The 25,788-nt window shown below is 68.9% G+C and carries 16 protein-coding genes and 1 pseudogene; 5 read left to right on the top strand and 12 right to left on the bottom strand.

The features are described from left to right. Positions 1–32 precede the first annotated feature (32 nt). Together HLK59_RS21895 and HLK59_RS21890 are read left to right on the top strand one after the other, a co-directional pair. Entirely contained in the window at positions 33–1,259 is a 1,227-nt protein-coding gene (locus HLK59_RS21895) for an acetyl-CoA C-acyltransferase (RefSeq protein WP_171143193.1), read from the top strand. Beyond that, positions 1,256–3,385, top strand: a complete 2,130-nt coding sequence (locus HLK59_RS21890) for a 3-hydroxyacyl-CoA dehydrogenase NAD-binding domain-containing protein (RefSeq protein ID WP_171143192.1) — start codon at positions 1,256–1,258, stop codon at positions 3,383–3,385. The genes HLK59_RS21895 and HLK59_RS21890 overlap by 4 nt, the downstream gene beginning before the upstream one ends. Positions 3,386–3,554: 169 nt before the next feature. Here HLK59_RS21890 and HLK59_RS21885 read toward each other — a convergent pair whose 3' ends face one another. Then, on the bottom strand, positions 3,555–4,574 hold the full coding sequence (locus HLK59_RS21885) for a hypothetical protein (RefSeq protein ID WP_171143191.1): 1,020 nt from the start codon (positions 4,572–4,574) through the stop codon (positions 3,555–3,557). Positions 4,575–4,653: 79 nt separating this feature from the next. Here HLK59_RS21885 and HLK59_RS21880 point away from each other — a divergent pair, with 79 nt between their 5' ends. After that, positions 4,654–5,025, top strand: coding sequence for an NTP pyrophosphohydrolase (locus tag HLK59_RS21880; protein WP_171143190.1), 372 nt, complete (start codon positions 4,654–4,656; stop codon positions 5,023–5,025). A 6-nt stretch (positions 5,026–5,031) separates the two neighbouring features. Here HLK59_RS21880 and HLK59_RS21875 read toward each other — a convergent pair whose 3' ends face one another. The 9 genes from HLK59_RS21875 to ngcE form a co-directional block, all read right to left on the bottom strand. After that, positions 5,032–6,552 carry an amino acid permease gene (locus HLK59_RS21875; protein WP_171143189.1) on the bottom strand — a complete coding sequence of 507 codons (1,521 nt, stop codon included), beginning with the start codon at positions 6,550–6,552 and terminating at the stop codon, positions 5,032–5,034. Between the two features lie 142 nt (positions 6,553–6,694). After that, positions 6,695–8,614, bottom strand: a complete 1,920-nt coding sequence (gene dxs, locus HLK59_RS21870; protein ID WP_171143188.1) for a 1-deoxy-D-xylulose-5-phosphate synthase — start codon at positions 8,612–8,614, stop codon at positions 6,695–6,697. Between the two features lie 183 nt (positions 8,615–8,797). Then, positions 8,798–10,120: a sugar ABC transporter permease gene (locus tag HLK59_RS21865; RefSeq protein ID WP_171143187.1), complete on the bottom strand. Its 1,323-nt coding sequence runs from the start codon at positions 10,118–10,120 to the stop codon at positions 8,798–8,800. Then, complete coding sequence (locus HLK59_RS21860) at positions 10,117–10,908, bottom strand: ATP-binding cassette domain-containing protein (protein WP_046259989.1); 792 nt, start codon at positions 10,906–10,908, stop codon at positions 10,117–10,119. Before HLK59_RS21860 ends, HLK59_RS21865 begins: the two co-directional genes overlap by 4 nt. A 246-nt stretch (positions 10,909–11,154) precedes the next feature. Beyond that, positions 11,155–12,240, bottom strand: coding sequence for a substrate-binding domain-containing protein (locus HLK59_RS21855; protein ID WP_171143210.1), 1,086 nt, complete (start codon positions 12,238–12,240; stop codon positions 11,155–11,157). A 133-nt stretch (positions 12,241–12,373) separates the two neighbouring features. After that, complete coding sequence (locus HLK59_RS21850) at positions 12,374–13,573, bottom strand: ROK family transcriptional regulator (protein ID WP_171143186.1); 1,200 nt, start codon at positions 13,571–13,573, stop codon at positions 12,374–12,376. A gap of 194 nt (positions 13,574–13,767) precedes the next feature. Continuing rightward, the gene (locus HLK59_RS21845; RefSeq protein ID WP_171143185.1) at positions 13,768–14,703 is read right to left on the bottom strand and encodes a carbohydrate ABC transporter permease; all 936 of its coding nucleotides are present in this window, start codon (positions 14,701–14,703) and stop codon (positions 13,768–13,770) included. Positions 14,704–14,723: 20 nt separating this feature from the next. Then, entirely contained in the window at positions 14,724–15,653 is a 930-nt protein-coding gene (locus HLK59_RS21840) for a sugar ABC transporter permease (RefSeq protein ID WP_046259985.1), read from the bottom strand. 72 nt (positions 15,654–15,725) lie between these two features. Then, on the bottom strand, positions 15,726–17,171 hold the full coding sequence (ngcE, locus tag HLK59_RS21835) for an N-acetylglucosamine/diacetylchitobiose ABC transporter substrate-binding protein (protein WP_171143184.1): 1,446 nt from the start codon (positions 17,169–17,171) through the stop codon (positions 15,726–15,728). A 389-nt stretch (positions 17,172–17,560) separates the two neighbouring features. On the opposite strand from ngcE, the gene HLK59_RS21830 reads away from it, so the two are divergent. After that, complete coding sequence (locus HLK59_RS21830) at positions 17,561–21,331, top strand: GH92 family glycosyl hydrolase (RefSeq protein ID WP_171143183.1); 3,771 nt, start codon at positions 17,561–17,563, stop codon at positions 21,329–21,331. 19 nt (positions 21,332–21,350) lie between these two features. Further along, positions 21,351–23,285, top strand: coding sequence for an alpha-glucuronidase (locus HLK59_RS21825; RefSeq protein ID WP_171143182.1), 1,935 nt, complete (start codon positions 21,351–21,353; stop codon positions 23,283–23,285). Between the two features lie 6 nt (positions 23,286–23,291). On the opposite strand, the gene HLK59_RS21820 is transcribed toward HLK59_RS21825, so the two are convergent. Beyond that, positions 23,292–25,295 (bottom strand): beta-galactosidase, encoded by a 2,004-nt coding sequence (locus HLK59_RS21820; RefSeq protein WP_171143181.1) that lies wholly within the window; start codon positions 25,293–25,295, stop codon positions 23,292–23,294. After that, positions 25,292–25,788: pseudogene (locus HLK59_RS21815) on the bottom strand (hypothetical protein); the annotation flags it as partial. The pseudogene HLK59_RS21815 and the gene HLK59_RS21820, both read right to left, overlap by 4 nt.

The raw sequence follows: 25,788 nt of genomic DNA, 5'->3' as shown, positions 1-25,788 counted from the left end.
CAGTGCCATCCCGCATCTGGAGGAGAGCCATCGTGCCTCGTACCGTCAGGGACGTCGTCTTCGTCGACGGCGTCCGCACCCCGTTCGGCAAGGCGGGCCCGAAGGGCATCTACCACGAGACCCGCGCCGACGACCTCGTCGTGAAGGCGATCCGGGAGCTGCTGCGCCGCAACCCGGGTCTGGACCCGAAGAAGATCGACGAGGTCGCCATCGCCGCGACCACGCAGATCGGTGACCAGGGTCTGACCATCGGCCGTACCGCCGGAATCCTGGCCGGTCTGCCGCAGTCCGTCCCGGGCTACTCCATCGACCGCATGTGTGCCGGCGCCCTGACCGCCGTGACCGCGGTCGCCGGTTCGGTCGCCTTCGGCGCCTACGACATCGCCATCGCCGGCGGCGTCGAGCACATGGGCCGCCACCCCATGGGCGAGGGCGTGGACCCCAACCCGCGGTTCGTGAGCGAGAAGCTCGTCGACGAGTCGGCTCTCTTCATGGGCATGACCGCCGAGAACCTGCACGACCGCTACCCGACGATCACCAAGCAGCGCGCCGACGAATACGCCGTGCGCTCGCAGGAGAAGGCCGCCAAGGCGTACGCCAACGGCAAGATCCAGGCCGACCTGGTCCCGATCTCGGTGCGCCGGACGAACGCGGAGGCCGGTGAGACGGGCTGGGGCCTGGTCACCGCCGACGAGCCGATGCGCCCGGGCACGACGCTGGAGAACCTGTCCGGTCTGAAGACGCCGTTCCGCGTCCACGGCCGCGTGACCGCGGGCAACGCCGCCGGTCTCAACGACGGTGCCACCGCCTCGCTCATCGCGTCCGAGGACTTCGCCCGCGAGAACAACCTCCCGGTGAAGATGCGCCTGGTCTCCTACTCCTTCGTGGGTGTGGAGCCGGAGGTCATGGGCTACGGCCCGATCCCGGCCACCGAGAAGGCGCTCGCGCAGGCGGGGCTGTCCATCGAGGACATCGGCCTGTTCGAGATCAACGAGGCCTTCGCCGTGCAGGTGCTGGCCTTCCTTGAGCACTACGGCATCGCCGACGACGACGCGCGCGTCAACCAGTACGGCGGCGCCATCGCCTTCGGTCACCCGCTGGCCTCCTCGGGTGTGCGTCTGATGACGCAGCTCGCCCGTCAGTTCGAGGAGCAGCCGGAGGTCCGTTACGGCCTGACCACCATGTGCGTCGGCTTCGGCATGGGCGCGACGGTGATCTGGGAGAACCCGAACCACAAGGACGCCGGAGGCGACAAGTGAGCACCACCGCTGAGCTCCTCAAGGGTGCGGCCGAGCTGTTCCCCGACGAGGTCGTGACGTCCGCGCACGTACGCCACCTCGACCTGCCGTTCGGCGCCGGGCGCTTCGCGCTCATCACGCTGGACAACGGCTTCGACCACACCAAGCCGACCACCTTCGGCCCGCAGTCGCTGGCGAACCTCGACGCCGCCATCGACCAGGTCGAGGCGGAGGCCGCGGCCGGCGACATCGTCGGCGTCGGCATCACCGGCAAGCCGTTCATCTTCGCGGTCGGCGCCGACCTCAAGGGTGTCGAGCTCCTCAAGGAGCACAAGGACGCGCTCGCCATCGGCAAGGGCGGCCACGAGGTCTTCAAGCGCCTCGCCGGGATCGCGGTCCCGACCTTCGCGTACTACAACGGTGCCGCGATGGGCGGTGGCGTCGAGGTCGGTCTGCACTGCGAGTACCGCACGGTCTCCAAGGCGCTGCCCGCCTTCTCGCTGCCCGAGGTCTTCCTCGGTCTGGTGCCCGGCTGGGGCGGCTGCACGATCCTGCCGAACCTGATCGGCGCCGACAAGGCCGTCTCGGTGATCATCGAGAACAGCCTCAACCAGAACAAGCAGCTCAAGGGCCAGCAGGTCTTCGACCTGGGCATCGCCGACGCCCTCTTCGAGGGTGCGGACTTCCTGGAGCAGTCGCTGCTCTGGACCGCCCAGGTGCTGCAGGGCGACGTCAAGGTCGAGCGTCCCGTCATCGACCGCGGTGAGGCCTGGGACCAGGCCGTCGCGCGCGGCCGGTTCGTCGCCGACTCCAAGGTGCACGGCGCGGCCCCGGCCGCCTACCGCGCCCTTGACATCATCGCCGCCGCCAAGAACGGCGACCTCCAGCAGGGCTACGACGCCGAGGACATCGCCCTCGCCGACCTGATCATGGGTGGCGAACTGCGCTCCGGCATCTACGCCTTCAACCTGGTGCAGAAGCGCGGCAAGCGTCCGGCCGGTGCGCCGGACAAGTCGCTGGCGCGTCCGGTCACCAAGGTCGGTGTCGTGGGCGCGGGCCTGATGGCCTCGCAGCTCGCGCTGCTGTTCCTGCGCCGCCTGGAGGTCCCGGTCGTCCTCACGGACATCGACCAGGAGCGCGTCGACAAGGGTGTGGGCTACGTCCACACCGAGATCGAGAAGCTGCTCGGCAAGGGCCGTATCAACCAGGACAAGGCCAACCGCCTCAAGGCCCTGGTCACCGGTGTGCTGGACAAGGCCGAGGGCTTCTCCGACGCCGACTTCGTCATCGAGGCCGTCTTCGAGGAGATCGGCGTCAAGCAGCAGGTGTTCGCGGAGGTCGAGGCGGTCGCCCCGGCGCACGCGATCTTCGCGACGAACACCTCCTCGCTCTCCGTCTCGGAGATGGCGTCCAAGCTCAAGAACCCCGAGCGGGTCGTGGGCTTCCACTTCTTCAACCCGGTCGCGATCCTCCCGCTCCTGGAGATCGTCCGCGGCGAGCAGACCGACGACGCCTCGCTGGCCACGGCGTTCGCCGTCGCCAAGAAGCTGAAGAAGACCGCGGTCCTCACCAAGGACGCCCCGGCGTTCGTCGTGAACCGCATCCTCACCCGCTTCATGGGCGAGATCCAGAACGTCATCGACGAGGGCACGTCCGTCGAGGTCGCGGAGAAGGCGGTCGAGCCGCTGGGTCTGCCGATGTCGCCGCTGGTCCTCCTCGAACTGGTCGGTCCCGCGATCGGTCTGCACGTCTCGGAGACCCTCAACCGGGCCTTCCCGGACCGCTTCACGGTCTCCCCGAACCTCGCGGCCGTCGTCAAGGCGGGCAAGCGCGGCTTCTACGTGTACGACTCCGGCAAGCCGGAGCTGGACCCGGAGGTCGCCGCGCTCCTCAAGCAGGGCGACACCGTCCTCACCGAGGAGCAGGTCCGCGCCCGTGTCCTCGACGCCGTCGCCCAGGAGATCGGGCTCATGCTCGACGAGGGTGTCGTCGCCGAGGCCCAGGACATCGACCTCTGCCTGATCACGGGCGCCGGCTGGCCCTTCCACCTGGGCGGCATCACGCCGTACCTGGACCGCGAGGGTGTCTCCGAGCGGGTCAACGGCAAGAAGTTCCTGGCACCGGGCGTGGCGAGCGTCCCGGCGTAAACGCTCCGCTGTGAACGCCGAGTGCCCCGCATGCCGTTTCGGTGTGCGGGGCACCCTGTGTTCGGGCGGGACAAAGGCTTCTTTCGCCCCCTCCGCCCCTTCCCTTCCCATCCCTGGGGGCTTTGTGCCCCCAGACCCCCTCAAAAGATTGCGCGGTTCCCCGCGCCCCTTAGACCGCTCGCCAAGCCTCCAGGGCCAGGCCCGGCTCGTCCTTGCGTCGTGTGAACAGGAGTTGGCCGCTCGCCGGGGACGACGTCGCCGCCACCACCCCGCCGTTCTCGTCCGTCGCCAGTGACACCCCCGCGTCGGCCGGGAGCGCCGGGCCCGACTCCGTCCACCACGCGCCCGCCGACTCCTGTTCGGTCGGGTATGCGGCGAAGGCCACGCGGCCGCTGGCGGAGCGTTGGGCGAGCAAGGTGCAGTCGTGGCCGTCGAGTTCGCAGCGGACGGCACAGGCCGGGCCGGGGCCGGCCGAGGCGAGGAGGGCCAGGGGCTTGCTGCCGGGGCGCCAGGCGCACAGGTCGCCGGAGTCGTCGGTGTAGAAGAGGGTGGTGTGCTCCGAGGAGGTCGACAGGGCGCGGAGGGTGCCCGGGCGGACCGGGGTCTCCAGCTCCTCCAGCAGGGCGGGTGGGGTGCCCGGCTTCTCCTGGCGCCAGTACAGGACACCGCCGGGGACGGCCGCGTACAGCTCCACGCACCCCGACTCGCCCGTCACCGCCGCCAGGTCCTCCTGTACGTCACGTCCCTTGAGGTCCCGCCACGGGTCCCAGCCGCCCTTCTCCTTCTGGGCGACCATGCTCACCCCGCCGCCCTTGTTGCGGACGAAGACATGGGCCCGGCCCTCGGCGTCGACCGCGACGGCGGGCGTGCCGGTGCGGTCCCCCGTCCTGTTCGGGTGGCCGATGGGCGTCCAGTCGAGGGCGGCGAGACGTGGGCGGTAGTGCGTGGAGTGCACGAGCCCGGACTCGCCGGGTTTGGTGGGCCGCCAGGAGACGAGATGGGCGTAACCGTCGCCGCCCTGGCCGATCGCGAGGCCCGGGCGGAGTTTCTGGTCGCCGCCGACCTTGCGCGGGGCCGCTTCCCAGGAGCCGCCGGGTCCTTGCTCGGCCCGGCACAGTACGGACTCGCCGGACGGCAGATAGACGCTGAGCCGGCCGTCGCGGCCGCGGAGGAGCCAGTCGCCGTTCACCGGTTCACTCTATGCGGGGGCCCTTGAGCCCTGCCTGGTCACCCCCGGGTAGTGGCCCCGGTCGTGACACCCTGGCCGCATGAACGCCGAAGCCCCGCTCCTCGTGATCGTCGATGCCGCGAACGTCGTCGGGTCGGTGCCCGACGGGTGGTGGCGGGACCGTCGGGGGGCCGCGGAGCGGTTGCGGGACCGGCTGGCGGCGGACGGGGTGCCGGGGCACGGCGGGCCCGTGGAGCTCGTCCTCGTGGTCGAGGGGGCCGCCCGGGGTGTGGAGTCCGTGCCCGGGGTACGGGTCGACGCGGCGCCCGGCAGCGGGGACGACCGGATGGTCGAGCTGGTCGCCGAGGCGTCCGGGCGCCGCGTTCTGGTCGTCACCGCCGATCGTGAACTGCGGCGGCGGGTCACGGAGTTGGGGGCGGAGGTGGCGGGGCCGCGCACCGTCCGCCCCTGAACGGGGTTACCGCGCGCTGCCGTTCGGCGGCTCGACGCCCCGCTCTGCCGCCGCCTGCTCCTGTCCGAGGCGGCTGTGGGAGCGGCCGTAGAGGAAGTACACGACGAAGCCGAGGACCATCCAGAGGGCGAACCGCAGCCAGGTCTCGGCCGGCAGGTTCAGCATCAGCCACAGCGAGGCGAGCACCGACAGGACCGGCAGGACCGGCACCCACGGGGTGCGGAAGGCGCGGGGCAGGTCGGGGCGGGTGCGGCGCAGGATGATCACGCCGATCGCCACCACCACGAAGGCGAACAGGGTGCCGATGTTGACCAGTTCGGCGAGTTCGCTGAGCGGGGTGAAGCCGGCGACGATCGCGATGATCACGCCGAGCAGGATCGTCGGCCGGTGCGGGGTCCGGAACCGCGGGTGGACGTGGGAGAAGAAGCGGGGCAGCAGGCCGTCGCGGCTCATCGCGAAGAACACCCGGGTCTGGCCGAGCAGCAGGATCATGCAGACCGTCGTCAGGCCGACCGCGGCGCCGAAGCTGATGAAGCCGGCGAACCAGGGATGCCCGGTGGCCTTGAAGGCGTCGGCGAGCGGTGCGGTGATGGACAGTTCGCTGTAGTGCTGCATGCCGGTCACCACGATCGACACGGCGACGTAGAGGACCGTGCAGATGATGAGGGAGCCGATGATGCCGCGGGGCATGTCCCGTTGGGGGTTCCTGGTCTCCTCGGCGGCGGTGGCCACGACGTCGAAGCCGATGAAGGCGAAGAAGACGACGGAGGCGGCGGTGAAGATGCCCATCACGCCGAAGTTGGAGGGCGCCCAGCCGAACATCAGCTGGATGAGCGGGGCTTGGAGGTCCCCGCCCGCTTCCACGCTCTGCGCCTTGGGGATGAACGGGTCGTAGTTGTCGCCCTTGATGAAGAAGGCGCCCGCGATGATCACGGTCAGGACGACCGTCACCTTGATGGCGACGACGAGCGAGGTGACCCGGGCGGAGAGCTTCGTACCGAGGACGAGGATGCCGGTGAGCACCAGGACCAGCGCGGCGGCGAGGATGTCGAAGCCGAAGCCGTCGGCGCCGTCCCGGCCGCTGAGCGCCGCCGGCAGATGCCAGCCCGCGTTGTCCAGCAGTGAGGCGATGTACCCGGACCAGCCGACGGCCACCACCGCCGTGCCGAGCGCGAACTCCAGGACCAGGTCCCAGCCGATGATCCAGGCGGGCAGTTCCCCGAGGGAGGCGTACGAGAAGGTGTACGCGGAGCCGGCCACCGGGACGGTGGAGGCGAACTCGGCGTAGCAGAGCGCGGCGAGCGCGCAGACGACGCCGGCCACGACGAAGGCCAGGGCGACGGCGGGGCCGGCGTTGTTCCTGGCCACCGTGCCGGTGAGGACGAAGATGCCGGTGCCGATGATGACACCGACGCCGAAGACCGTCAGATCGAGCGCCGACAGGGATTTCTTCAGCGCGTGCTCCGGCTCCTCGGTATCGAGGATGGACTGCTCGACTCTCTTCGTCCGGAAGAGTGTGCTGCTCACGGGCGTACCTCCCACGCTGTGTCGTCCTCGACATGATCGAGAGGGGGCGTACTGCGTATGCCCCGGCGCGTGGTGATTCACGCAAATGGGCCGGTTCCACCACCCTTCGCGGTGGTGGAACCGGCCCATCCGGTCGTACGGGTCAGTCGCGCGCGGGCTCCGGTTCGGCCGCCGCGCCGCTGTACTTTCCGTCCAGCTTGGAGACCAGACCGGTGACCTGACGGGCGATGTCCGGGGCGGTCAGACCGATCTCCGCCATGACCTCGGCACGGGAGGCGTGGTCGAGGAAGCGGGGCGGGATGCCGAAGTCGCGCAGCGGGACGTCGACGTCGGCGTCGCGCAGGGCCTGGGCGATCGCCGAGCCGACGCCGCCGACCCGGGAGTTGTCCTCGACGGTGACGACGACGCGGTGGCGCTCGGCGAGCGGGGCCATGGCCTCGTCGACGGGCTTGACCCAGCGCGGGTCGACGACGGTGGTGGTGATGCCCTGCTTGTCGAGGAGCGAGGCGATCTCCAGGCACATGGGCGCCAGGGCGCCGACGGAGACGAGGAGCACGTCGGGGGTGTCCGTCCCCGGCTCGCGCAGTACGTCCATGCCGCCGACCCGTCCGACAGCCGGTACCGCGGGGCCCACGGCGCCCTTCGAGAACCGTACGACGGTCGGCGCGTCGTCGACCTTCACGGCCTCGCGCAGCTGCGCCCGGACCTGGTCGGCGTCGCGTGGCGCGGCGAGCCTGAGGCCCGGGACGACCTGGAGGATCGACATGTCCCACATGCCGTTGTGGGAGGCGCCGTCGGTGCCGGTGACGCCGGCCCGGTCGAGCACGAAGGTCACACCGCACTTGTGCAGGGCGACGTCCATGAGGACCTGGTCGAAGGCGCGGTTGAGGAAGGTCGCGTAGACGGCGAAGACGGGGTGCACTCCCCCGGCCGCGAGGCCGGCCGCGGAGACGGCGGCGTGCTGCTCGGCGATGCCGACGTCGTAGATCCGGTCCGGGAAGGTGTCCGCGAACTTCTTCAGGCCGACCGGCTGGAGCATCGCGGCCGTGATGGCGACGATGTCCTTGCGCTCCTTGCCGAGCTCGACCATCTCGTCGCCGAAGACGGAGGTCCAGTCGGCGCCGGAGGCCTTGATGGGCAGGCCGGTGTCGGGGTGGATGGGGCCGATGCCGTGGAAGCGGTCGGCCTCGTCCTGGAGGGCCGGCTGGTAGCCGCGGCCCTTCTCGGTGAGGACGTGGACGATCACCGGGCCGCCGAAGCGCTTGGCGCGGGCCAGCGCGGACTCCATCGCCTCGATGTCGTGGCCGTCGATGGGGCCGACGTACTTGAGGCCGAGGTCCTCGAACATGCCCTGGGGCGCGATGAAGTCCTTGAGGCCCTTCTTGGCCCCGTGGAGGGTCTCGTAGAGGGGCTTGCCGACGACCGGGGTGCGCTCCAGGAGGTCCTTGCCGCGGGCCAGGAAGCGCTCGTAGCCGTCGGTGGTGCGCAGGGTCGCCAGGTGGTTGGCGAGGCCGCCGATGGTCGGCGCGTAGGAGCGCTCGTTGTCGTTGACGACGATGACCAGGGGGCGGTCCTTGGCGTCGGCGATGTTGTTCAGCGCCTCCCAGGCCATCCCGCCGGTGAGGGCACCGTCTCCGATCACGGCGACCACATGGTCGTCGCGTTTCTGGATCTGATTGGCTTTCGCGAGGCCGTCGGCCCAGCCGAGGACGGTCGAGGCGTGGCTGTTCTCGATCACGTCGTGCTCGGACTCGGCCTGCGAGGGGTAGCCGGACAGGCCGCCCTTCATCTTCAGCTTCGAGAAGTCCTGGCGGCCGGTGAGCAGCTTGTGGACATAGGACTGGTGTCCGGTGTCCCAGAGCACCTTGTCCTTCGGTGAGTCGAAGACACGGTGCAGGGCGATGGTGAGCTCGACCACGCCGAGGTTCGGGCCGAGGTGGCCGCCGGTCTTGGAGACGGCGTCGACGAGGAAGGTCCGGATCTCCTCTGCCAGCTGGTCCAGCTGCTCCAGGCTGAGCCGGTCCAGATCGCGCGGTCCCCTGATGCGGGTCAGCAGCGGCACCCGTGCCTCCTTGCAGTAGAGCTGTTGCCGGGCTTGTCGAGTCTAATGTTCCGCCTTTGCGGACGGCGCTCGGGAGGTGCGTCATACGTCACGCGATCGGCTGTACCCAAGATCACCCGTTCCTACGACATGAAGAAGCCCGGCACCTGTGAGGCGCCGGGCTCCTGTCAGCGTCGTACCGTGCTAGCCGCGTCCCGCCGCCTTCTGGCTCTTGCGGGAGACGGAGTCGATGACGACCGCACCGAGCAGCACACCGCCGGTGATCATGTACTGGATCGACGTGTTCATGTTCAGCAGGTCCAGACCGGTCTGGATCGACTGGATGACCAGCATGCCGAGGAGCGCGGACCACACCGTGCCACGACCGCCGAACAGCGACGTACCACCGATGACCGCGGCCGCGATGGCCAGCATCAGGGTGTTGCCGCCACCCGCGTTCAGCGTCGCGGACGCCGTCTGACCGGCGAAGAACATACCGCCGATCGCGGCGAAGCCACCCGCGATGGCGAAGACCGAGATCCGGATCGCCGCCACGTTGATACCGGCACGGCGGGCCGCCTCGATACCGCCGCCGACCGCGAAGACCTTGCGGCCGAACGTGGTGCGCCGCAGCACGAAGTCCACGATCACCAGCGCCGCGAGGAAGATCACCAGGGAGTTGGAGACGCCCGCGGCGTTGTTCAGCACGGCCGCGGCGGCGAAGGACGCCACGGCGAGGAGACCGACGCGCAGCAGGATCTCGCTGGTCGGACGGAACGGCACACCCGCGGCCTTGCGGCGGCGCTGCTCCATCAGCGAGCCCACGAGCATGGACGCCACACCGAGACCCGCCAGCAGGTAGGCACCGATGATGGCCTGGTCCATGAAGAAGGAGCCCTGCCCGAGGATGTGGACCGGGCCGCTGTCGTCCGGGATGTTGATCGTGCCGCTGTCGCCCAGCAGCCACAGCATCAGACCGTTCCAGCCGAGGAAGCCGGCCAGGGTGACGACGAACGCCGGCACACCGATCTTGGCGAAGAACCAGCCGTGCAGGACACCGATGCCCACGCCGGTGAGGATGGCCAGGACGAGGGCCAGCCACTCGTTCATGCCGTGGGTGACCACGAACACCGCGAAGATCGTGGAGGCCAGACCGCTCACCGAGCCGACGGACAGGTCGATCTCACCGAGCAGCAGCACGAACACCAGGCCGATGGCGAGCATGCCGGTGGCCGAGAGGAAGTAGCTGATGCTGGACAGGTTGTCCGCGCTCAGGAACAGGTCGTTCTTCAGCTGGAAGATCGTCCAGATGACGATGAGGCCGACGACGACGGGCAGCTGGCCGAGCTCGCCGCCCTTCACCTTGCGCTTGAACTCGGTCCAGTAGCCCTTGAGGCCCTCTTCGCGGACCAGCAGACGCGGGTCGACGACGGCGACCGGCGCGGCCGTGGGGTCGTCGGCGGGGGCCACGGTGGTCTGTCCCTCGACCACGCCGTCCGACTTCTCTACCTTCGACGTGTCGCTCACTTGGCCGCCTCCGTGCTGCGACGCCCCGCACGACGGGTCACGGCGTTCTCCGTGGCACCCGTGATGGCGGCGATGATCTCTTCGTGGGTGGTGTCCTTCACGGAGAAGGAGCCGTTGTTCTTACCCAGGCGCAGCACGGCGACGGTGTCGGCGACAGCCTTCACGTCGGCCATGTTGTGGCTGATGAGGATGACGCCGAGGTTGCGCTCGCGCAGCCGCTCGACGAGGTCGAGGACCTGTGCGGTCTGCTCGACACCGAGGGCGGCGGTGGGCTCGTCGAGGATGACGACCTTGGGGTCACCGATCAGGGCGCGCGCGATGGCGACGACCTGGCGCTGGCCGCCGGAGAGGCTCGCGATCGGGATGCGCACGCTCGGGATGCGGATGGAGAGCGTGGACAGCAGCTCGCGTGCCTTCTGCTCCATCGTGACCTCGTCGATGACGCCGCGGTGCAGCAGCTCGCGTCCGAGGTAGAGGTTGCCGACCACGTCGAGGTTGTCGCACAGCGCGAGGTCCTGGTAGACCGTCGCGACGCCGAGTCCCTGGGCGTCGTGCGGCTTGTTGATGCTGACCGGCTTGCCGTCCCACTCGATGACGCCCTCATCGATGGGGTGGACGCCGGCAATCGTCTTGACCAGCGTGGACTTTCCTGCGCCGTTGTCGCCGACCAGGGCGACTACTTCTCCGGCGTGGACCTCCAGCTCGACGTCGGTGAGTGCCTGCACAGCACCGAATCGCTTGGAGACTCCGCGCAACGCCAGCACGGGCGTAGCGGACACGTGAACCATCTCCTTCGCCGCCTGACCGGCGGGGATGCCGCGCTTGGGGTGAGAGCGCGGAGGGGGGTGCCGAAGGGGGCACCGACTTACTGATGAACTTGCGCGCAGCCCGTGCCGGTTGGCAACGGGCGCGCTCGCCATGCTTCCGTCCGGCGCCCGTCCCGCAGCGGGGTATGAAAAGCGGGGCGGGCGCCGGAGGGGCCTGTACCTGCCAGGAGGGCGTGCCGGATCAGTGGCACGCCCTCGGTGCGGTGATTACTGCAGACCGGCCTTCTTGCACGCCGCGGCGTACTCGGCGGTGCAGATCTGGTCGACGGTGTACAGCTTGTCCTTGACGACCGTGTCGGCGATGTTGTCCACGGTCACGGAGACCGGGGTCAGCAGCTGCGACGGAACCTTGTCGCCGGAGCCGTTGGTCATGGTCGTCGTGGCGAGGGAGTCGATGCTCTTGCCCTCGAGCAGGTTGACCGCGAGCTGGGCGGCGGCGTCGGCCTCGGGCTTGAAGGCCTTGTAGACCGTGCTGGACTGCGTACCGGCGACGATGCGCTGGATACCGGCGAGCTCGGCGTCCTGGCCCGTCAGCGGGATGCCGGAGATGCCGGCGCCCTTCAGGGTGGTGGCGATACCACCGGCCATGCCGTCGTTGGCGGCGTAGACGCCGGCGATGTTCTTCTTGCCGAGCTGGGTGATCGCCGCCTTCATCTTCTGCGCGGCGACGGAGTCCTTCCACAGGCCGGACTGCTCGTAGGCGATCTTGACCTTGCCGTCGAGGACGCTGTGGGCGCCCTTCTTGAACAGCGCGGCGTTCGGGTCGGCGTCGTCGCCGTTGATCATGACGACGTTGGACTTGGTGGTCGCCTTGTCGCCGAGCGAGTCGAGGAGGGCCTGGCCCTGGAGCTGGCCGACCTTCTCGTTGTCGAAGGAGACGTACGCGGAGACCGGGCCCTGGGCCAGACGGTCGTACGCGATGACCTTGACGCCCTTCTTGACCGCGGCGTCGATCGAGGACTTGATGGCGGCCGAGTCCTGGGCGGAGATCACGATGACCTTCACGCCCTTGGTGACCATGGTGCTGACCTGCTGGGCCTGCTTGGCGGCGTCGGCGCCGGCGTTGTTGTAGGAGACCGTGCAGTCGTCACACAGCTCCTTGACCTTGGCCTCGAAGAACGGCCGGTCGAACTGCTCGTAACGCGTGGTGACACTGTCGGGCAGGAGCAGGCCGATCGACTTGTTGTCGGAGCTGCTGCTGCCACTGTCGTTGTCGTCGTCTCCGGCCTTGCCACAGGCGGCGGCGGAGAGAGCAAGAGCCGAGACCAGAACGGGTACGGCCGCACGACGCATAAGCGTGTTCACTTCAGAAACCTCCCTGACGAGGCCGCGTCGTTGCGGCCGAGGTGGCTGGAAGTCAACTCGGCCGTACGTGCGACGTCAAGAAGTAAATACTTAACGGGTTGGCAACGGCGGGTTTCGTTCTCTAAGTGAAGGCAGGGGCTGCTGCATGCAGCGTGCCGTCCAAAAGTGTCGAATCACCCATCTCGCTGAGTGCGAGAGCGAGCGCTCCGAGCACCTCCGCACGGCCCCCAAGTGCCCCGGGGAGAACGGAGAGTTGACGTGCCGCGCTGGGGATGGCGTAGCGGCCCACGGACTCCCTGATGGGGCCGAGCACCAGCTCACCGGCCTCGGCGAGATCACCGCCGAGTACCACCCTGCTCGGATTCAAGAGATTGCAAAGGTTGGCTACTCCACTGCCGATGTGTCGGCCGACGTCGGCGATCACCCGACGGCAACCCGGGTCTCCGTCCCTGGCCAGCCGCACGACGCCTTCCATCGTCAGGTCGGTGCCGTGACTGGACTGGAGGAGCGGCAGCACATAGCGCGCCGCCGCGAAGGTCTCCAGGCAGCCACGGTTTCCACAGCGGCAGACCGGGCCGGACTCATCAAGAGTAATATGCCCGATTTCTCCCGCTGTGCCACCCGGGCCCCGGTAGATCTTGCCGCTGATGACCAGTCCGGCGCCGACACCGCTGGCGACCTTGATGTACGCCAGGTCTCTCGCGCCCCTGCCGGCCCCCCAGACCATCTCGCCGAGGGCGCCCAGGTTGGCGTCGTTGTCGACGTGCACGGGGACGCCCAGACGGCCCCCCAGCTCCTCGGCGGGCTTGGTGCCGATCCACCCCGGCAGGATCGCGGAGGAGCCCAGGGAACCGGACTCCAGATCGATCGGTCCGGGGACGCCCAGGCCCACCCCGGCGATCTTGGAGCGGTCGACGCCGGTCGCCGCGATCAGGCGGTTGACCAGCTCTTCCGCCCGGTCGAAGCCCTGTGTCGAGGAGGCGTCCACGTCCAGCGGCTCGGACTCCTCGGCCAGCACCTGGTGGGCGAGGTTGCCGACCGCGACCCGTAGGTGCGTATGGCCGAAATCGACACCGATCACGATGCCGGCGTCCCCGCTCAGCGACACGCTGCGGGCCCGCCTGCCGCCCGCCGACGTGGGCGTGACCTCGACGGTTCCGCCGTCCTTGAGCTCACGGACGATATTGGACACGGTCGCCGCGGACAGACCGGTGGTCCGGGCGATCTCCGCCTGGGTGAGCGACCCGGCCAGCCGGACGGCCCGGACGACCCGTTCCAGGTTGGCTCGGTGCAGCGACGACTGCGACCCCGGAGTCTCCACGACGACCTCCTGCGCGCGGGACCGCTTCGATGAGGCCCCGTCTATGTCCAACTAGTGAACTCTAAGCTGAGCCGTTCGGGTCGCCTTCCGTCAAGAGGTTGAACAGTATCCGCGGCGCGGCGCACGCGTGCGTACGCCGCTCCCAGGGCGGGGAACGGCGTGCGCACGGTCGGTTCCGGAGCGCTACGCGCGCTTTACTTCAAGGTCGCAGATGTCAGTCCCGCCTGCACCTGACGCTGGAAGGACAGGTACACGACCAGCATCGGGATCATCGCGATGGTCACGCCCGCGAAGAGGACCGGAAGATCGGAGGCGTACCCCTGCTGCTGCTGGAGCTGGATGAGCCCCTGGGTGAGGACATAACGCTCGGGATCGTCACCGCTCTGCGGCTGCATGAGGACCGTCGGCAGGATGAACTGGTTCCACTGGCCGAGGGTGTTGAAGATGCCGACACTGAGCAGGCCCGCCTTCGCCATCGGCAGCATCACCTGGAAGAACGTCCGGGTGTGCGAGGCCCCGTCCAGGATCGCCGCCTCGAAGACCGCCGTCGGCAGGGTCCGGAAGAAGGCGTGCATGAAGAACACCGTGAACGGCATCGAGTAGGCGACGTACACCAGGATCAGACCCTGGTAGGTGTTCAGCATGTCCAGCCGTTTGACCATGAAGAACAGCGGGACGAGGGCGAGGAACACCGGGAACATCGCGCCGGCCACGAAGAAGTAGTACAGGAACCGGTTGCCCCAGAACTCGTAGCGGGCCAGCACGTACGCCGCCATCGAGCCGAACAGCATCGTCAGCGGCACCGAGAAGACCAGCACGATGACGGTGTTGACGAAGTAGTCGCCGATGCCCTTGTCCCAGGCACGGGAGAAGACGTCCAGCGACCAGTTCTGCGGCCAGCCGAAGGCCGAACCGCCGATCTGGGCATCGGTCCTGAAGGAACTCAGCACCAGCCACAGCAGCGGCAGCACGATCAGCAGCGCCCACAGGGCGAGGAAGCCGTGCGAGAAGACGTTCAGCACGACGCCTTCACCACGCTGGTCACCGGGGTCGGCCGGGGTCTTGCCGACCGAGGGCTGGGCGGGGATCGAGCCGCCCGAGGCGGCGGTCTCCTTGAGGGGTGCGCTCATGGGTCGTCTACTCTCCCCGCTCAGAACTCGACGCGGTCGCGGCGGGTGGCGCGCAACGTGAACACGGACACGATCAGGGTGAGAACGAGCATGACCACGCCCATGGCGCAGGCGTACCCGCTCTTGCCGTACAGCAGGAAGTTGCGCATCATCACGGTCGCCATGACCTCGCTGTGGTGGTCGGGCCCGCCTCCGTAGTCGCCGGAGGTCATCGTGGAGACCAGGATGAACATGTCCATCGCCGCGATGCCGAGATAGACCCAGGCGGTCTGCACGGACTCCCACAGCAGCGGCAGCGTGATGCGGAAGAACGACTGCGAGCGGCCGGCACCGTCGATGAGCGCGGCCTCGTAGATGTCCTTCGGGATGGACTGCATGGCCGCGGAGAACAGCACGAGGTAGAAGCCGACGCCGTGCCAGACGACCACCACGAGCAGCGCCCACAGCACGAGGTCGGGTTCGTTGAGCCACTCGATGGGGCTCTGGGCGTCGACCAGGCCCAGCTTGATGAGGAGCCCGTTGAGCATGCCGCCGCCGTCACTGCGGTAGACGGCTCCGAACAGCACCGCCATGATCGCCAGCGACAGCACCTGCGGGAAGAAGTAGATGATCTTGTAGTACTTGGATCCGGCGACCCCCGCGACCCCGCCGGCCCTGCTGCGCCCGCCCACGTTGAGCATGAAGGCGAAGAACAGCGCGAGCAGAATCGTGACCAGCGGGATGAAGATCAGGAACAGGATGTTGTGCCAGATCGCCCCCATGAAGATGTCGTCCTGGAACAGCGCCTTGTAGTTGTCCAGGCCGACGAATTTGAAGGTCTGCGACTGACCCTTCCAGTCGGTCAGCGAATAGCCGAACGTCTGGATGTACGGCCAGATCACGAAGATCACATAGAGCGCCACGGGAGCGAACAGAAATCCCGCGACGAACCGGTACTGCCCTTTGCGCATTGGCGTTTCCTGCCCCTGGTCTCCCGGCGGTACGCCCGCGCCCCTTTCCGGGGGCGCGGGGCACCGGGTGATCTAGTCCCGGTGGTTCTTCTTGGAGTCCGGGTCCTTGGCCTGCTTGTCGACGGCGGCCTGGGCCCGCTTCAGCCACTCCGCCGGCTGGATCCGCTTGGCCATCAGCTCGTTGGACGCGTTCTCGATGGCCGTACCCATCTCGCTGTACCACTCGGTGTACAGGTAACGGAAGGTGTCGTCCCCGGCCGCCTTGGACGCCTCGACCGTCGACTGGGTGCCCGGCCGCAGCTGGACCCCGGTGTCGACCCCGTCCTTGACGATGGTCAGCGAGTTCGCCTCCTTGGCGAACGTCGTCGACCACTCCTTGGACAGCATCATCCGCACGAACTCCTTGGCCGCGGGCAGGTTCTTGGCCTTGGCCGGGATGATGAAGGGCTCGCCGGAACCGGCCCGGATCGCCTGGAAGGGCAGCTTGCTGCCGGGCAGCGTCGGCATCGGCAGGAACTTCATGTCGAAGTCCGACGGCGTCGTCTTGAGCTGCTCGTTCTCCAGCCACGAGCCGCTGGTGATGAACACCGCCTTGTACTGGTTCCACCGGGTCTGGGACTCGGTGTGCGTCAGGCCGTTCGTTCCGGGCATCAAGTAGCCCTTCTCGACGACCTCGTAGATCGCCTCGACAGCCGCCTTCGCGGCCGCGGAGCCCACGAACGCGTTGGGTTCGAGGTTGTCGATCGCCTTCATGGCGTCCAGGCCGCCGGTCTTGGCGATCAGGTCCATGATCGCGACGTTGATGTAGTACGGGTACTTGCCCTGGTGGGCGAGGCCGCCGATGCCCTGGGACTTGGCGTCCTTGCAGATGGCGAGGAACTCGTCCCAGGTCTTGGGCTCCGTCCAGCCCTTCTCCTTGAAGAGCTTGCCGGAGTACCACAGGCCCCACACCGTGTAGATGTAGTTCAGGGCGACGACCTTGCCGCCCTGCATGCCCGCGTCGAGGGTGCCGGGGATCAGGGTGTCGCGGACCTTCTTGGCCGGGTCGTCGATCGACGGGGCGTCCAGGACCGCGGCGAGGTCGAGCAGCTGGCCGTTCTTGTACAGCACGTCGATCGGGATCTGCTGGGCGCCGGAGTCGTCCACGATGTCCGGCGGGTTGCCCGCGTTGAAGCGGGGCTGGAGCTTGCCGGTGATCTCCTGGGTGCCGGTGTGGACGGAGGTGACGCCCCACTTCTTCTTGAAGCTCGCCTCCCAGGCCTTGGCGTAGTCGTCGCCGTAGCCGCCCTTGAAGATGACGACGTCGAGCTTGCTGCCGTCCTTCACGCCGAAGGGGTTCGACTTGGAGGTCTTGCCCTCGGCGTCGTTGTCGGAGGTGTCGTCCCCGCCGCCGCTGGCGCACGCGGAGAGGAAGCTCATGGTAGGTACGGTGATCAGACCGAGCGCGGCGGACCGCTTGATCAGATCGCGGCGGTCGACGGAGCCTTTGCTGCTGTTCTCGGCGGAAGTGGATCCCATGCTCAAGTCCTCGCCTTCTCCAGGACTCAGGCGGTGAACCGGATCCTCCCGGGCACCGCGATCGGGTCATGCTGGGTCGTGCAGGAAGTGCGGATCGTACGGAAACACTCGACCCGCGTGGGTCGAACGGATCGGGTGAATCGCCGACAGGTATAGTCCACTTCCCGCCAACGGAGCAAGATCGAATGCAAGGTTGGCCATGGGTCTTTTCCGAGTTGAGACCTCCCGGAAATATGTGCGGGCTGTGCACCGACTGACGGAAATATCCCCGGCATTGCGCCCGAATGCCACACCCAACACCCTTGACACCGCCGACCACTTGGGCCACAACTGATCCTTGCGCATCGAAGTTGACAACGTTGTCCGCGATGGCAGGAGGGTGCTGGCGCATGCGGCACAGAGCTCGGTACAGACGAGGTCCGGCGGTCGTTCTCACGACCGCCTTCGCTTTGGCCATGGGTTCCCAGGGGGCGGCGGTCGCCCTGCCGGAGGCGCCCGCCGCCGACCGGGAGTTCACGTCGTCCTTCGAACCGGATGATCCGGTTCCGGACTGGACCGACACGGTGGAGCGCGCCTCGGGCGTCGACGGCGGCTACAGCAGCGGTATCCCGGGCAATGTGACCGACCGTGTCACGGACGTCCGCGCGAGCGCCGAGAACACCTCCGGCGGCGAGGTGAAGGACAACCTCGCCGACGGCGAGCCGGGCACCAAGTGGCTGGCGTTCCAGCCCACCGGCTGGGTGGAGTTCGACCTGGACAAGCCCAGGAAGATCGTGACGTACGCCCTCGTCTCGGCCAACGACCACGACGAGCGCGACCCCAGGGACTGGACCCTTCGGGGCTCGGCGGACGGCAAGGACTGGAAGACCCTCGACACCCGCTCCGGGGAGTCCTTCCCGGAGCGCTTCCAGACGAAGTCCTACGACCTCGCGGAGCCGGCCGAGTACCGGCACTTCCGTCTCGACGTCACCGCGAACAACGGTGCCCCGGACATCCTGCAACTCGCCGACGTGCAGTTCTCCACGGGCGGCGGCAACGGGCCCGTACCGCCCGACATGCTCTCCCTGGTCGACCGCGGCCCGAACGGCTCCCCCACCGCGAAGGCGCGGGCCGGCTTCACCGGGAAGCGGGCGCTGCGGTACGCCGGGCGGCACACGGCGGACGGGCGGGCGTACTCGTACAACAAGGTCTACGACGTGAACGTGGCCGTCGGCCGGGACACCCGGCTGGCGTACCGGGTCTTCCCGTCGATGGCGGACGGCGACCGGGACTACGCGGCGACGAACGTGGCGGTGGACCTGGCCTTCACGGACGGCACGTATCTGAGCGGCCTCGGCGCCCGTGACCAGCACGGCTTCGAGCTGTCGCCGCGGGGGCAGGGCGCCGCGAAGGTGCTGTACGTCAACCAGTGGAACGACGTGGCCTCGCGGATCGGGTCGGTGGCGGCCGGGAAGACGGTCGACCGGATCCTGGTGGCGTACGACTCCCCCGGCGGCCCGGCGAAGTTCCGCGGCTGGCTGGACGACGTACGGATCGAACCCGTGGCGCCCGAGAAACCGAAGGCCCATCTGTCCGACTACGCGCTCACGACCCGCGGCACCAACTCCAGCGGAGCCTTCTCCCGCGGCAACAACTTCCCCGCGACCGCCGTGCCCCATGGCTTCAACTTCTGGACGCCGGTCACCAACGCCGGATCACTCAGTTGGCTCTACGACTACGCGCGGGCCAACAACGACGACAACCAGCCGACCATCCAGGCGTTCAGCGCGAGCCACGAGCCGAGCCCCTGGATGGGCGACCGGCAGACCTTCCAGGTGATGCCGTCCGTGGCCGCCGGCGTCCCGGACACCGGCCGCGAGGCGCGGGAGCTGGCCTTCCGGCACGAGAACGAGACCGCGCGGCCGTACTACTACGGCGTGCGGTTCGAGAACGGGCTGAAGGCGGAGATGGCGCCGACCGACCATGCGGCGGCGCTGCGCTTCACCTACCCCGGTGACAAGGCGAGTGTCCTCTTCGACAACGTGACGGACCAGGCGGGGCTGACACTCGACAAGCAGAACGGGACCGTCACCGGGTACTCGGACGTGAAGTCCGGGCTGTCGACGGGGGCGACCCGGCTGTTCGTCTACGGGGTCTTCGACAAGCCCGTGGTCGAGGGCGACTCCAGCGGGGTCAAGGGGTATCTGCGCTTCGACGCCGCCACGGTCACCCTGCGGCTGGCGACCTCGCTCATCAGCGTCGACCAGGCCAAGGACAACCTGCGCCAGGAGATCCCCGACGGCACCTCCTTCGAGACGGTGAAGTCGCGTGCCCAGCGGCAGTGGGACCGGCTGCTCGGCAAGGTCGAGGTCGAGGGCGCCACCGGGGACCAGCTGACCACGCTGTACTCCAGCCTGTACCGGCTGTACCTGTACCCCAACTCCGGCTTCGAGAAGGTCGGTTCGACGTACCGGTACGCCTCGCCGTTCTCTCCGATGCCGGGTCCCGACACCCCCACCCACACCGGGGCGAAGATCGTCGACGGCAAGGTGTACGTCAACAACGGCTTCTGGGACACCTACCGGACGACATGGCCCGCGTACTCGCTGCTGACGCCCTCTCAGGCGGGTGAGATGGCCGACGGGTTCGTGCAGCAGTACAAGGACGGCGGATGGACCTCGCGCTGGTCCTCCCCCGGCTACGCGGACCTGATGACCGGCACCTCCTCGGACGTCGCCTTCGCGGACGCGTACGTCAAGGGTGTCGACTTCGACGCAAGGTCGGCGTACGAGGCGGCCGTGAAGAACGCGACCGTCGTGCCGCCGACGTCGGGCGTGGGCCGCAAGGGGATGGAGACCTCCCCGTTCCTCGGCTACACCAGCACCGGGACGCACGAGGGCCTGTCCTGGGCACTGGAGGGCTATCTGAACGACTACGGCATCGCGCGGATGGGACAGGCGCTGTACGGCAGGACGGGTGAGAAGCGGTACGCGGAGGAGTCGGAGTACTTCCTCAACCGGGCCCGCGAGTACGTGAACCTCTTCGATTCCCGGGCCGGCTTCTTCCAGGGGCGGGATCCCAGCGGTGACTGGCGTGTGGAGTCGTCGAAGTACGACCCCCGCGTCTGGGGCTACGACTACACGGAGACCAATGGCTGGGGATACGCCTTCACCGCCCCGCAGGACAGCCGGGGCCTGGCCAACCTGTACGGCGGCCGTAGCAGGCTCGCCGACAAGCTCGACGAGTACTTCGCCACACCGGAGACGGCCTCGCCGGACTTCGTCGGCTCCTACGGCGGGGTCATCCACGAGATGACGGAGGCACGGGACGTCCGCATGGGCATGTACGGGCACTCCAACCAGGTCGCCCACCACGTCAACTACATGTACGACGCGGCGGGTCAGCCGTGGAAGACCCAGCGCAACGTCCGTGAGGTGCTGTCCCGGCTGTACACCGGCAGTGCGATCGGGCAGGGCTATCACGGCGACGAGGACAACGGCGAGCAGTCGGCGTGGTTCCTCTTCTCCGCACTGGGCTTCTATCCGCTGGTGATGGGCAGTGGCGAGTACGCGATCGGCTCACCGCTGTTCACGAAGGCGACGGTGCATCTGGAGAACGGACGGGACCTCGTCGTCCAGGCGCCGAAGAACAGCACCCGCAATGTGTATGTGCAGGGTCTGAAGGTCAACGGGAAGGCCTGGACGTCGACTTCGCTTCCGCACTCGCTGATCTCCAAGGGCGGCACACTGACCTTCGACATGGGTCCGCGGCCCTCGTCCTGGGGCACCGGCAAGAACGCGGCGCCGGTGTCGATCACCCAGGACGACAAGGTGCCGACGCCCCGGGCGGATGTGCTCAAGGGCGGGGGCGGGCTGTTCGACAACACGTCGGCGACCGAAGTCGCGGTGTCCTCAGTCGAGTTGCCGGTCACCGAGGGGGTCAAGGGGGTGCAGTACACACTCACCTCGCCCGTGGACCGCACGAAGGCGCCCACGGGTTGGGTACTCCAGGGGTCTGCCGACGGGACCGGGTGGAAGACGCTGGACGAGCGGTCCGGTGAATCCTTCGCCTGGGACAGACAGACACGCGCGTTCACGGTGGGGTCGCCGGGTACGTACGAGAGGTACCGCCTCGTGCTGGACGGCGAGGCAACCGTATCCGAGGTCGAACTGCTGGGCTGAGCAAGGGAGTTGAGGTCTCATGCGGGGTGTCGATGCCGCCTGGCTGCCGGACGGGGTGTTCCGGCGGGTCGGCACCCGGCGGACACTCATCCGTGGCGCGGGTCCTCTGGTGGAGACAGTCCGCCGTGAAGTGGCACGGTCCTGCGCACGGTTCGGGGGAAGTGTCGTACCGGACGGCGACTGCGACCTGGTGCTGGAGCTGACCGGCGAGGACGGGAGCGAGGCGTTCACATACGGACGCCGTGACGGCCGTACGACCGTCACGGCGTCCGGCGGGGCCGGGTTGCTCCACGGCTTCTTCCATGTCGTACGGCTCGGGGAGGCGGCCTTCGAGGGCTCCTGCGAACGTCTCACACACCGGCCCGAGTCGGCGCTGCGCATGCTGGACCACTGGGACAACGTGTCCGTGCACCCGGTGATGGGCCAGGTGGAGCGCGGATACGCGGGCGGCTCGCTGTTCTGGCAGGACGGGCGGGCGCGCGGGGATCTGGAGCGGGTCCTGGCGTACGGCAGGCTGCTCGCCTCCTGCGGGATCAACGCCGTGGCCGTGAACAACGTCAACGTGCACGAGGCCGAGGCCCATCTGCTGACCGACCGGATCGGTGAAGTCGCCGCGCTCGCGGGCGCGTTCAGGGAGTACGGGATCCGGACGCATCTGTCCGTGAGCTTCGCCGCGCCGGTCGTGCTCGGCGGGCTCGCGACGGCCGATCCGCTCGACGAGGAGGTGCGGGCGTGGTGGGCCGAGGTGACCGGGCGCGTGTACGAGGCGGTACCGGACTTCGGCGGGTACGTGGTGAAGGCCGACTCGGAGGGCCAACCGGGGCCCTTCGCCTACGGCCGCTCGCACGCCGACGGGGCGAACATGCTGGCTGCCGCACTGGAGCCGTACGGCGGCACGGTCCACTGGCGGGCCTTCGTCTACGACCACCGGCAGGACTGGCGGGACCGGACGACGGACCGGGCGCGGGCCGCGTACGACCATTTCGTGCCGCTGGACGGGGAGTTCGCGTCGAACGCCGTGCTCCAGGTCAAGCACGGGCCGATGGACTTCCAGGTACGGGAGCCGGTCTCACCGCTGATCGGCGCGATGCCCGGCACCCGGCTCGCGGTGGAGTTGCAGGCGACGCAGGAGTACACCGGGCAGCAGCGGCATGTGTGCTGGCTGGGGCCGATGTGGAGCGAGGTGCTGCGGTTCCGGCCCGAACCGGGGTCTTCTGTCGGGGAATTGGCGCGCGGCGGGTTGGTCGCCGTCTCCAACGTCGGTGACGACCCGTTCTGGACCGGGCATCCGCTGGCCCAGGCGAACCTCTACACCTTCGGCCGGCTGGCCTGGCAGCCCGACGCGGACCCGCTGGAGATCCTCGACGAGTGGATCCGGCTCACCTTCGGGACGGAGCCGGCGGCGGGGGTGCGCGCGGTGCTGGAGGGGTCGTGGCGCACGTACGAGAAGTACACCGCGCCGCTCGGGGTCGGTTTCATGGTGCAGCCCGGTCACCACTACGGGCCGGGCGTGGACGGATACGAGTACAGCCCGTGGGGGACCTACCACTTCGCCGACCGGGACGGCGTCGGCGTGGACCGGAGCGCGGCGACCGGGACGGGGTACGCGGCGCAGTACGCCAAGCCCTGGGCCGAGGTGTACGAGTCGCCGGAGACCTGTCCGGACGAGCTGCTGCTGTTCTTCCACCATGTGCCGTACGGGCATGTGCTGCACAGCGGCAGGACCGTGATCCAGCACATCTACGACACTCACTTCGAGGGCGTGGAGGAGGCGGAGGCCGCCCGGCGGGTGTGGGACTCGCTCGTGGGCCTGGTGGACGCCGAACGCCACTCGCGGGTGGCGGAACGGTTCGAGGAGCAGCTCCGCAGTGCCCGCGAGTGGCGCGATCAGATCAACAGCTACTTCTTCCGGAAGTCCGGTGTGCCGGACGCCCGGGGGCGCCGGATCCCCTAGCCGCGGCTACGCGGTCCGCAGGATCACCGTGCCCAGCGGGTCGAGGGTCAGGGGGTCGCCCTCCTCGGTCCGCTTGCCGGTGAGCAGGTCGGTGGCGGTGGTGCGGGCGGTGAGGTGGGCCGGTTCGGGGGTGTGGTTGAGGAGGAAGAGGAGGCGGGTGCCGTCGGGGGTGATCCGGGTCGCGGTCTCGACGCCCGGGTGGTCGGCGTAGGGGCCGAGCAGGTCGTGGCGGGCGAGGACGCGGCGGACCACCTCGTCGACGCCGGGCTGGTCGAGGGCGGTGGCCACGTACCAGGCCTCGCCGTCTCCGAACGCGTTGCGGGTGACGGCCGGGGTGCCCGCGTAGAAGTCGGTGCCGTAGGTGGCGACGGGCTCGGCGCCGCGCAGCCGGACGATCTCGAAGACGAGGCGGGCCTGCGAGCCCAGCTCGGGTACGGGCTGGGTGAACTCCGGTGGCCGGGAGTCCCATTCGTCGATCCGTATGCCCGTCAGGGGAGCGAGGGGTCCTGGTACGTCGGTGAGGAACGCCCGGTCGTGCTCGTCGCCGCGCCCTGAGAGGAACGTGGTCAGGACCGTGCCGCCGCGTGCGGCGACCGCTTCGAGGCGCTCGGCGAGGTCGCCCTTGACCAGGTGCAGGACGGGGGCGAGGACAACGTCGTACGAGGTCAGGTCGGCGGTCTGCGGGACGACGTCCACGTCGGCACCGGCCTCGCGGGCGGCGCGGTAGTAGGCGTGGACGACGTCCTGGTACTTGACCAGCCGGGAGGGCCCGTCGGAGATCTCCAGGGCCCACCAGCTGTCCCAGTCGAAGAGCAGGGCGGTGCGGGCGGGGGTGCGGGCGCCGAGCGTGGCGTCACCCAGGGCCGCCAACTCCGCTCCCAGTGCGGCCACTTCGCGGAAGACCCGGGTGTCGTCGCGGCCCGCGTGTCCGATGACCGCGCCGTGGTACTTCTCGCAGGCGCCGCGGGAGGCGCGCAGCTGGAAGTAGAGGGCGGCGTCGGCGCCGTGGGCGACGGCCTGGAAGGTGGCGAGCCTCAACTCCCCCGGCCGTCGCAGGGGGTTGACGTCCCGGCACGCGGTCGTGGACGGGGTCTGCTCCATCAGCCAGAACGGGGCGCCGTCCTTCAGGCCGCGCATCAGGTCATGGGCCAGGGCGGGCCGGGTCGGCGGGGCGTCGAGGGGCGGGTAGCTGTCCCAGGAGGCGAAGTCGAGGTGCGGGGCCCAGCGGTGGTAGTCGAGGGGGCGAAACATGCCCATGAAGTTGGTGGTGACCGGGGTGTGCGGGTCGTGGGCGCGGATCACCTCCTTCTCGGCGAGGAAGCAGCCGAGCAGGGCGTCGGTGGTGAAGCGGAAGTAGTCGAGGGTGATGCCCTGGAAGGCGGTGTGGTCGGGGCCGCGCCAGTGCTCGGTGAGGGCGCTGGGGGGTTCGATCTCGGACCAGTCGGTGTAGCGGTGCGACCAGAAGGTGGTCCACCAGGCGTCGTTGAGGGCGTCGAGGGTGTCCCCGTACTTGTCGCGCAGCCAGTCCCGGAACGCTTCCGCGCATATCTCGCAGTAGCAGACGCCGCCGTACTCGTTGTTGATGTGCCAGGCGAGCAACGCGGGGTGCTCGGCGTACCGTTCGGCCAGGCGTGCGGCCAGCGCCGTCGAGAGGCGGCGGTACGCCGGTGAGCTGGGGCAGAAGTTGTGGCGCTGGCCGTAGCGGTGGCGGCGGCCCTCGAAGTCGGTGCGGTTGACCTCGGGGTGCTTCTTGGCGAGCCACGGCGGGAGGGCCGCGGTGCCGGTGGCGAGGCAGACCTGGCGGCCCTCGGCGGCGGCGCGGTCCAGGACGCGGTCCAGGACGGTGAAGTCGTAGGTGTCCTCGGCGGGTTGGGTGAGCGACCAGGAGAAGACGCCGACGGTGAGGGTGTCGATACCGGCCCGGGTGAACAGACGGTGGTCCTCGTCCCGGATGTGCTGCGGCCATTGCTCGGGGTTGTAGTCGCCGCCGTACCGGATCTTGCGACTCATACGGTGAAGTCCTCCTGGGTCTCGGCGATGACCGCGCGGCTGCCGTGCAGCAGGGACAGCAGCAGCGGGGCGGCCAGCAGGGCGGGCAGGGCCTCGGTGAGCAGGGCGGTCCCCGCGGCAGTCAGGACGAGCAGCGAGGCGGTGGCGAGGGTGGCGCGGCCGTGCCGGAAGAGGAAGTACCCGGCGAGGCGGGCGGTGTCGCGGGTGCGGAAGCTGAAGAGGGAGGTCAGGACGAGTGCGTGGGCTCCCCAGAGGAGCGAGCCGAGGCCGATCGCCGCGAGCAGCCCCGCCCACCAGCGCGGCAGGCCGGTCGCGGAGAAGTGGGTGAGGGTGAAGGCGATGACCGTGAGCCAGGTGAGCAGGGGCGTCCACAGTCTCAGGGCGGGGAGCGCGTTGAGCCGCCAGCCGCGCCGGTAGGCGCGGGCCGGGTGGAGGTCGGTGAGGTCGCGGTCGCGGTGGTGGAGGGCGTAGAGGCTGTCGCTTATAAACATCT

It is taken from the genome of Streptomyces sp. S3(2020), from assembly GCF_013044505.1.
GTDB lineage: Bacteria > Actinomycetota > Actinomycetes > Streptomycetales > Streptomycetaceae > Streptomyces.
The sequence above is the reverse complement of the archived record's forward strand: the minus strand, read 5'-3'. Positions and strand labels throughout refer to the sequence as shown.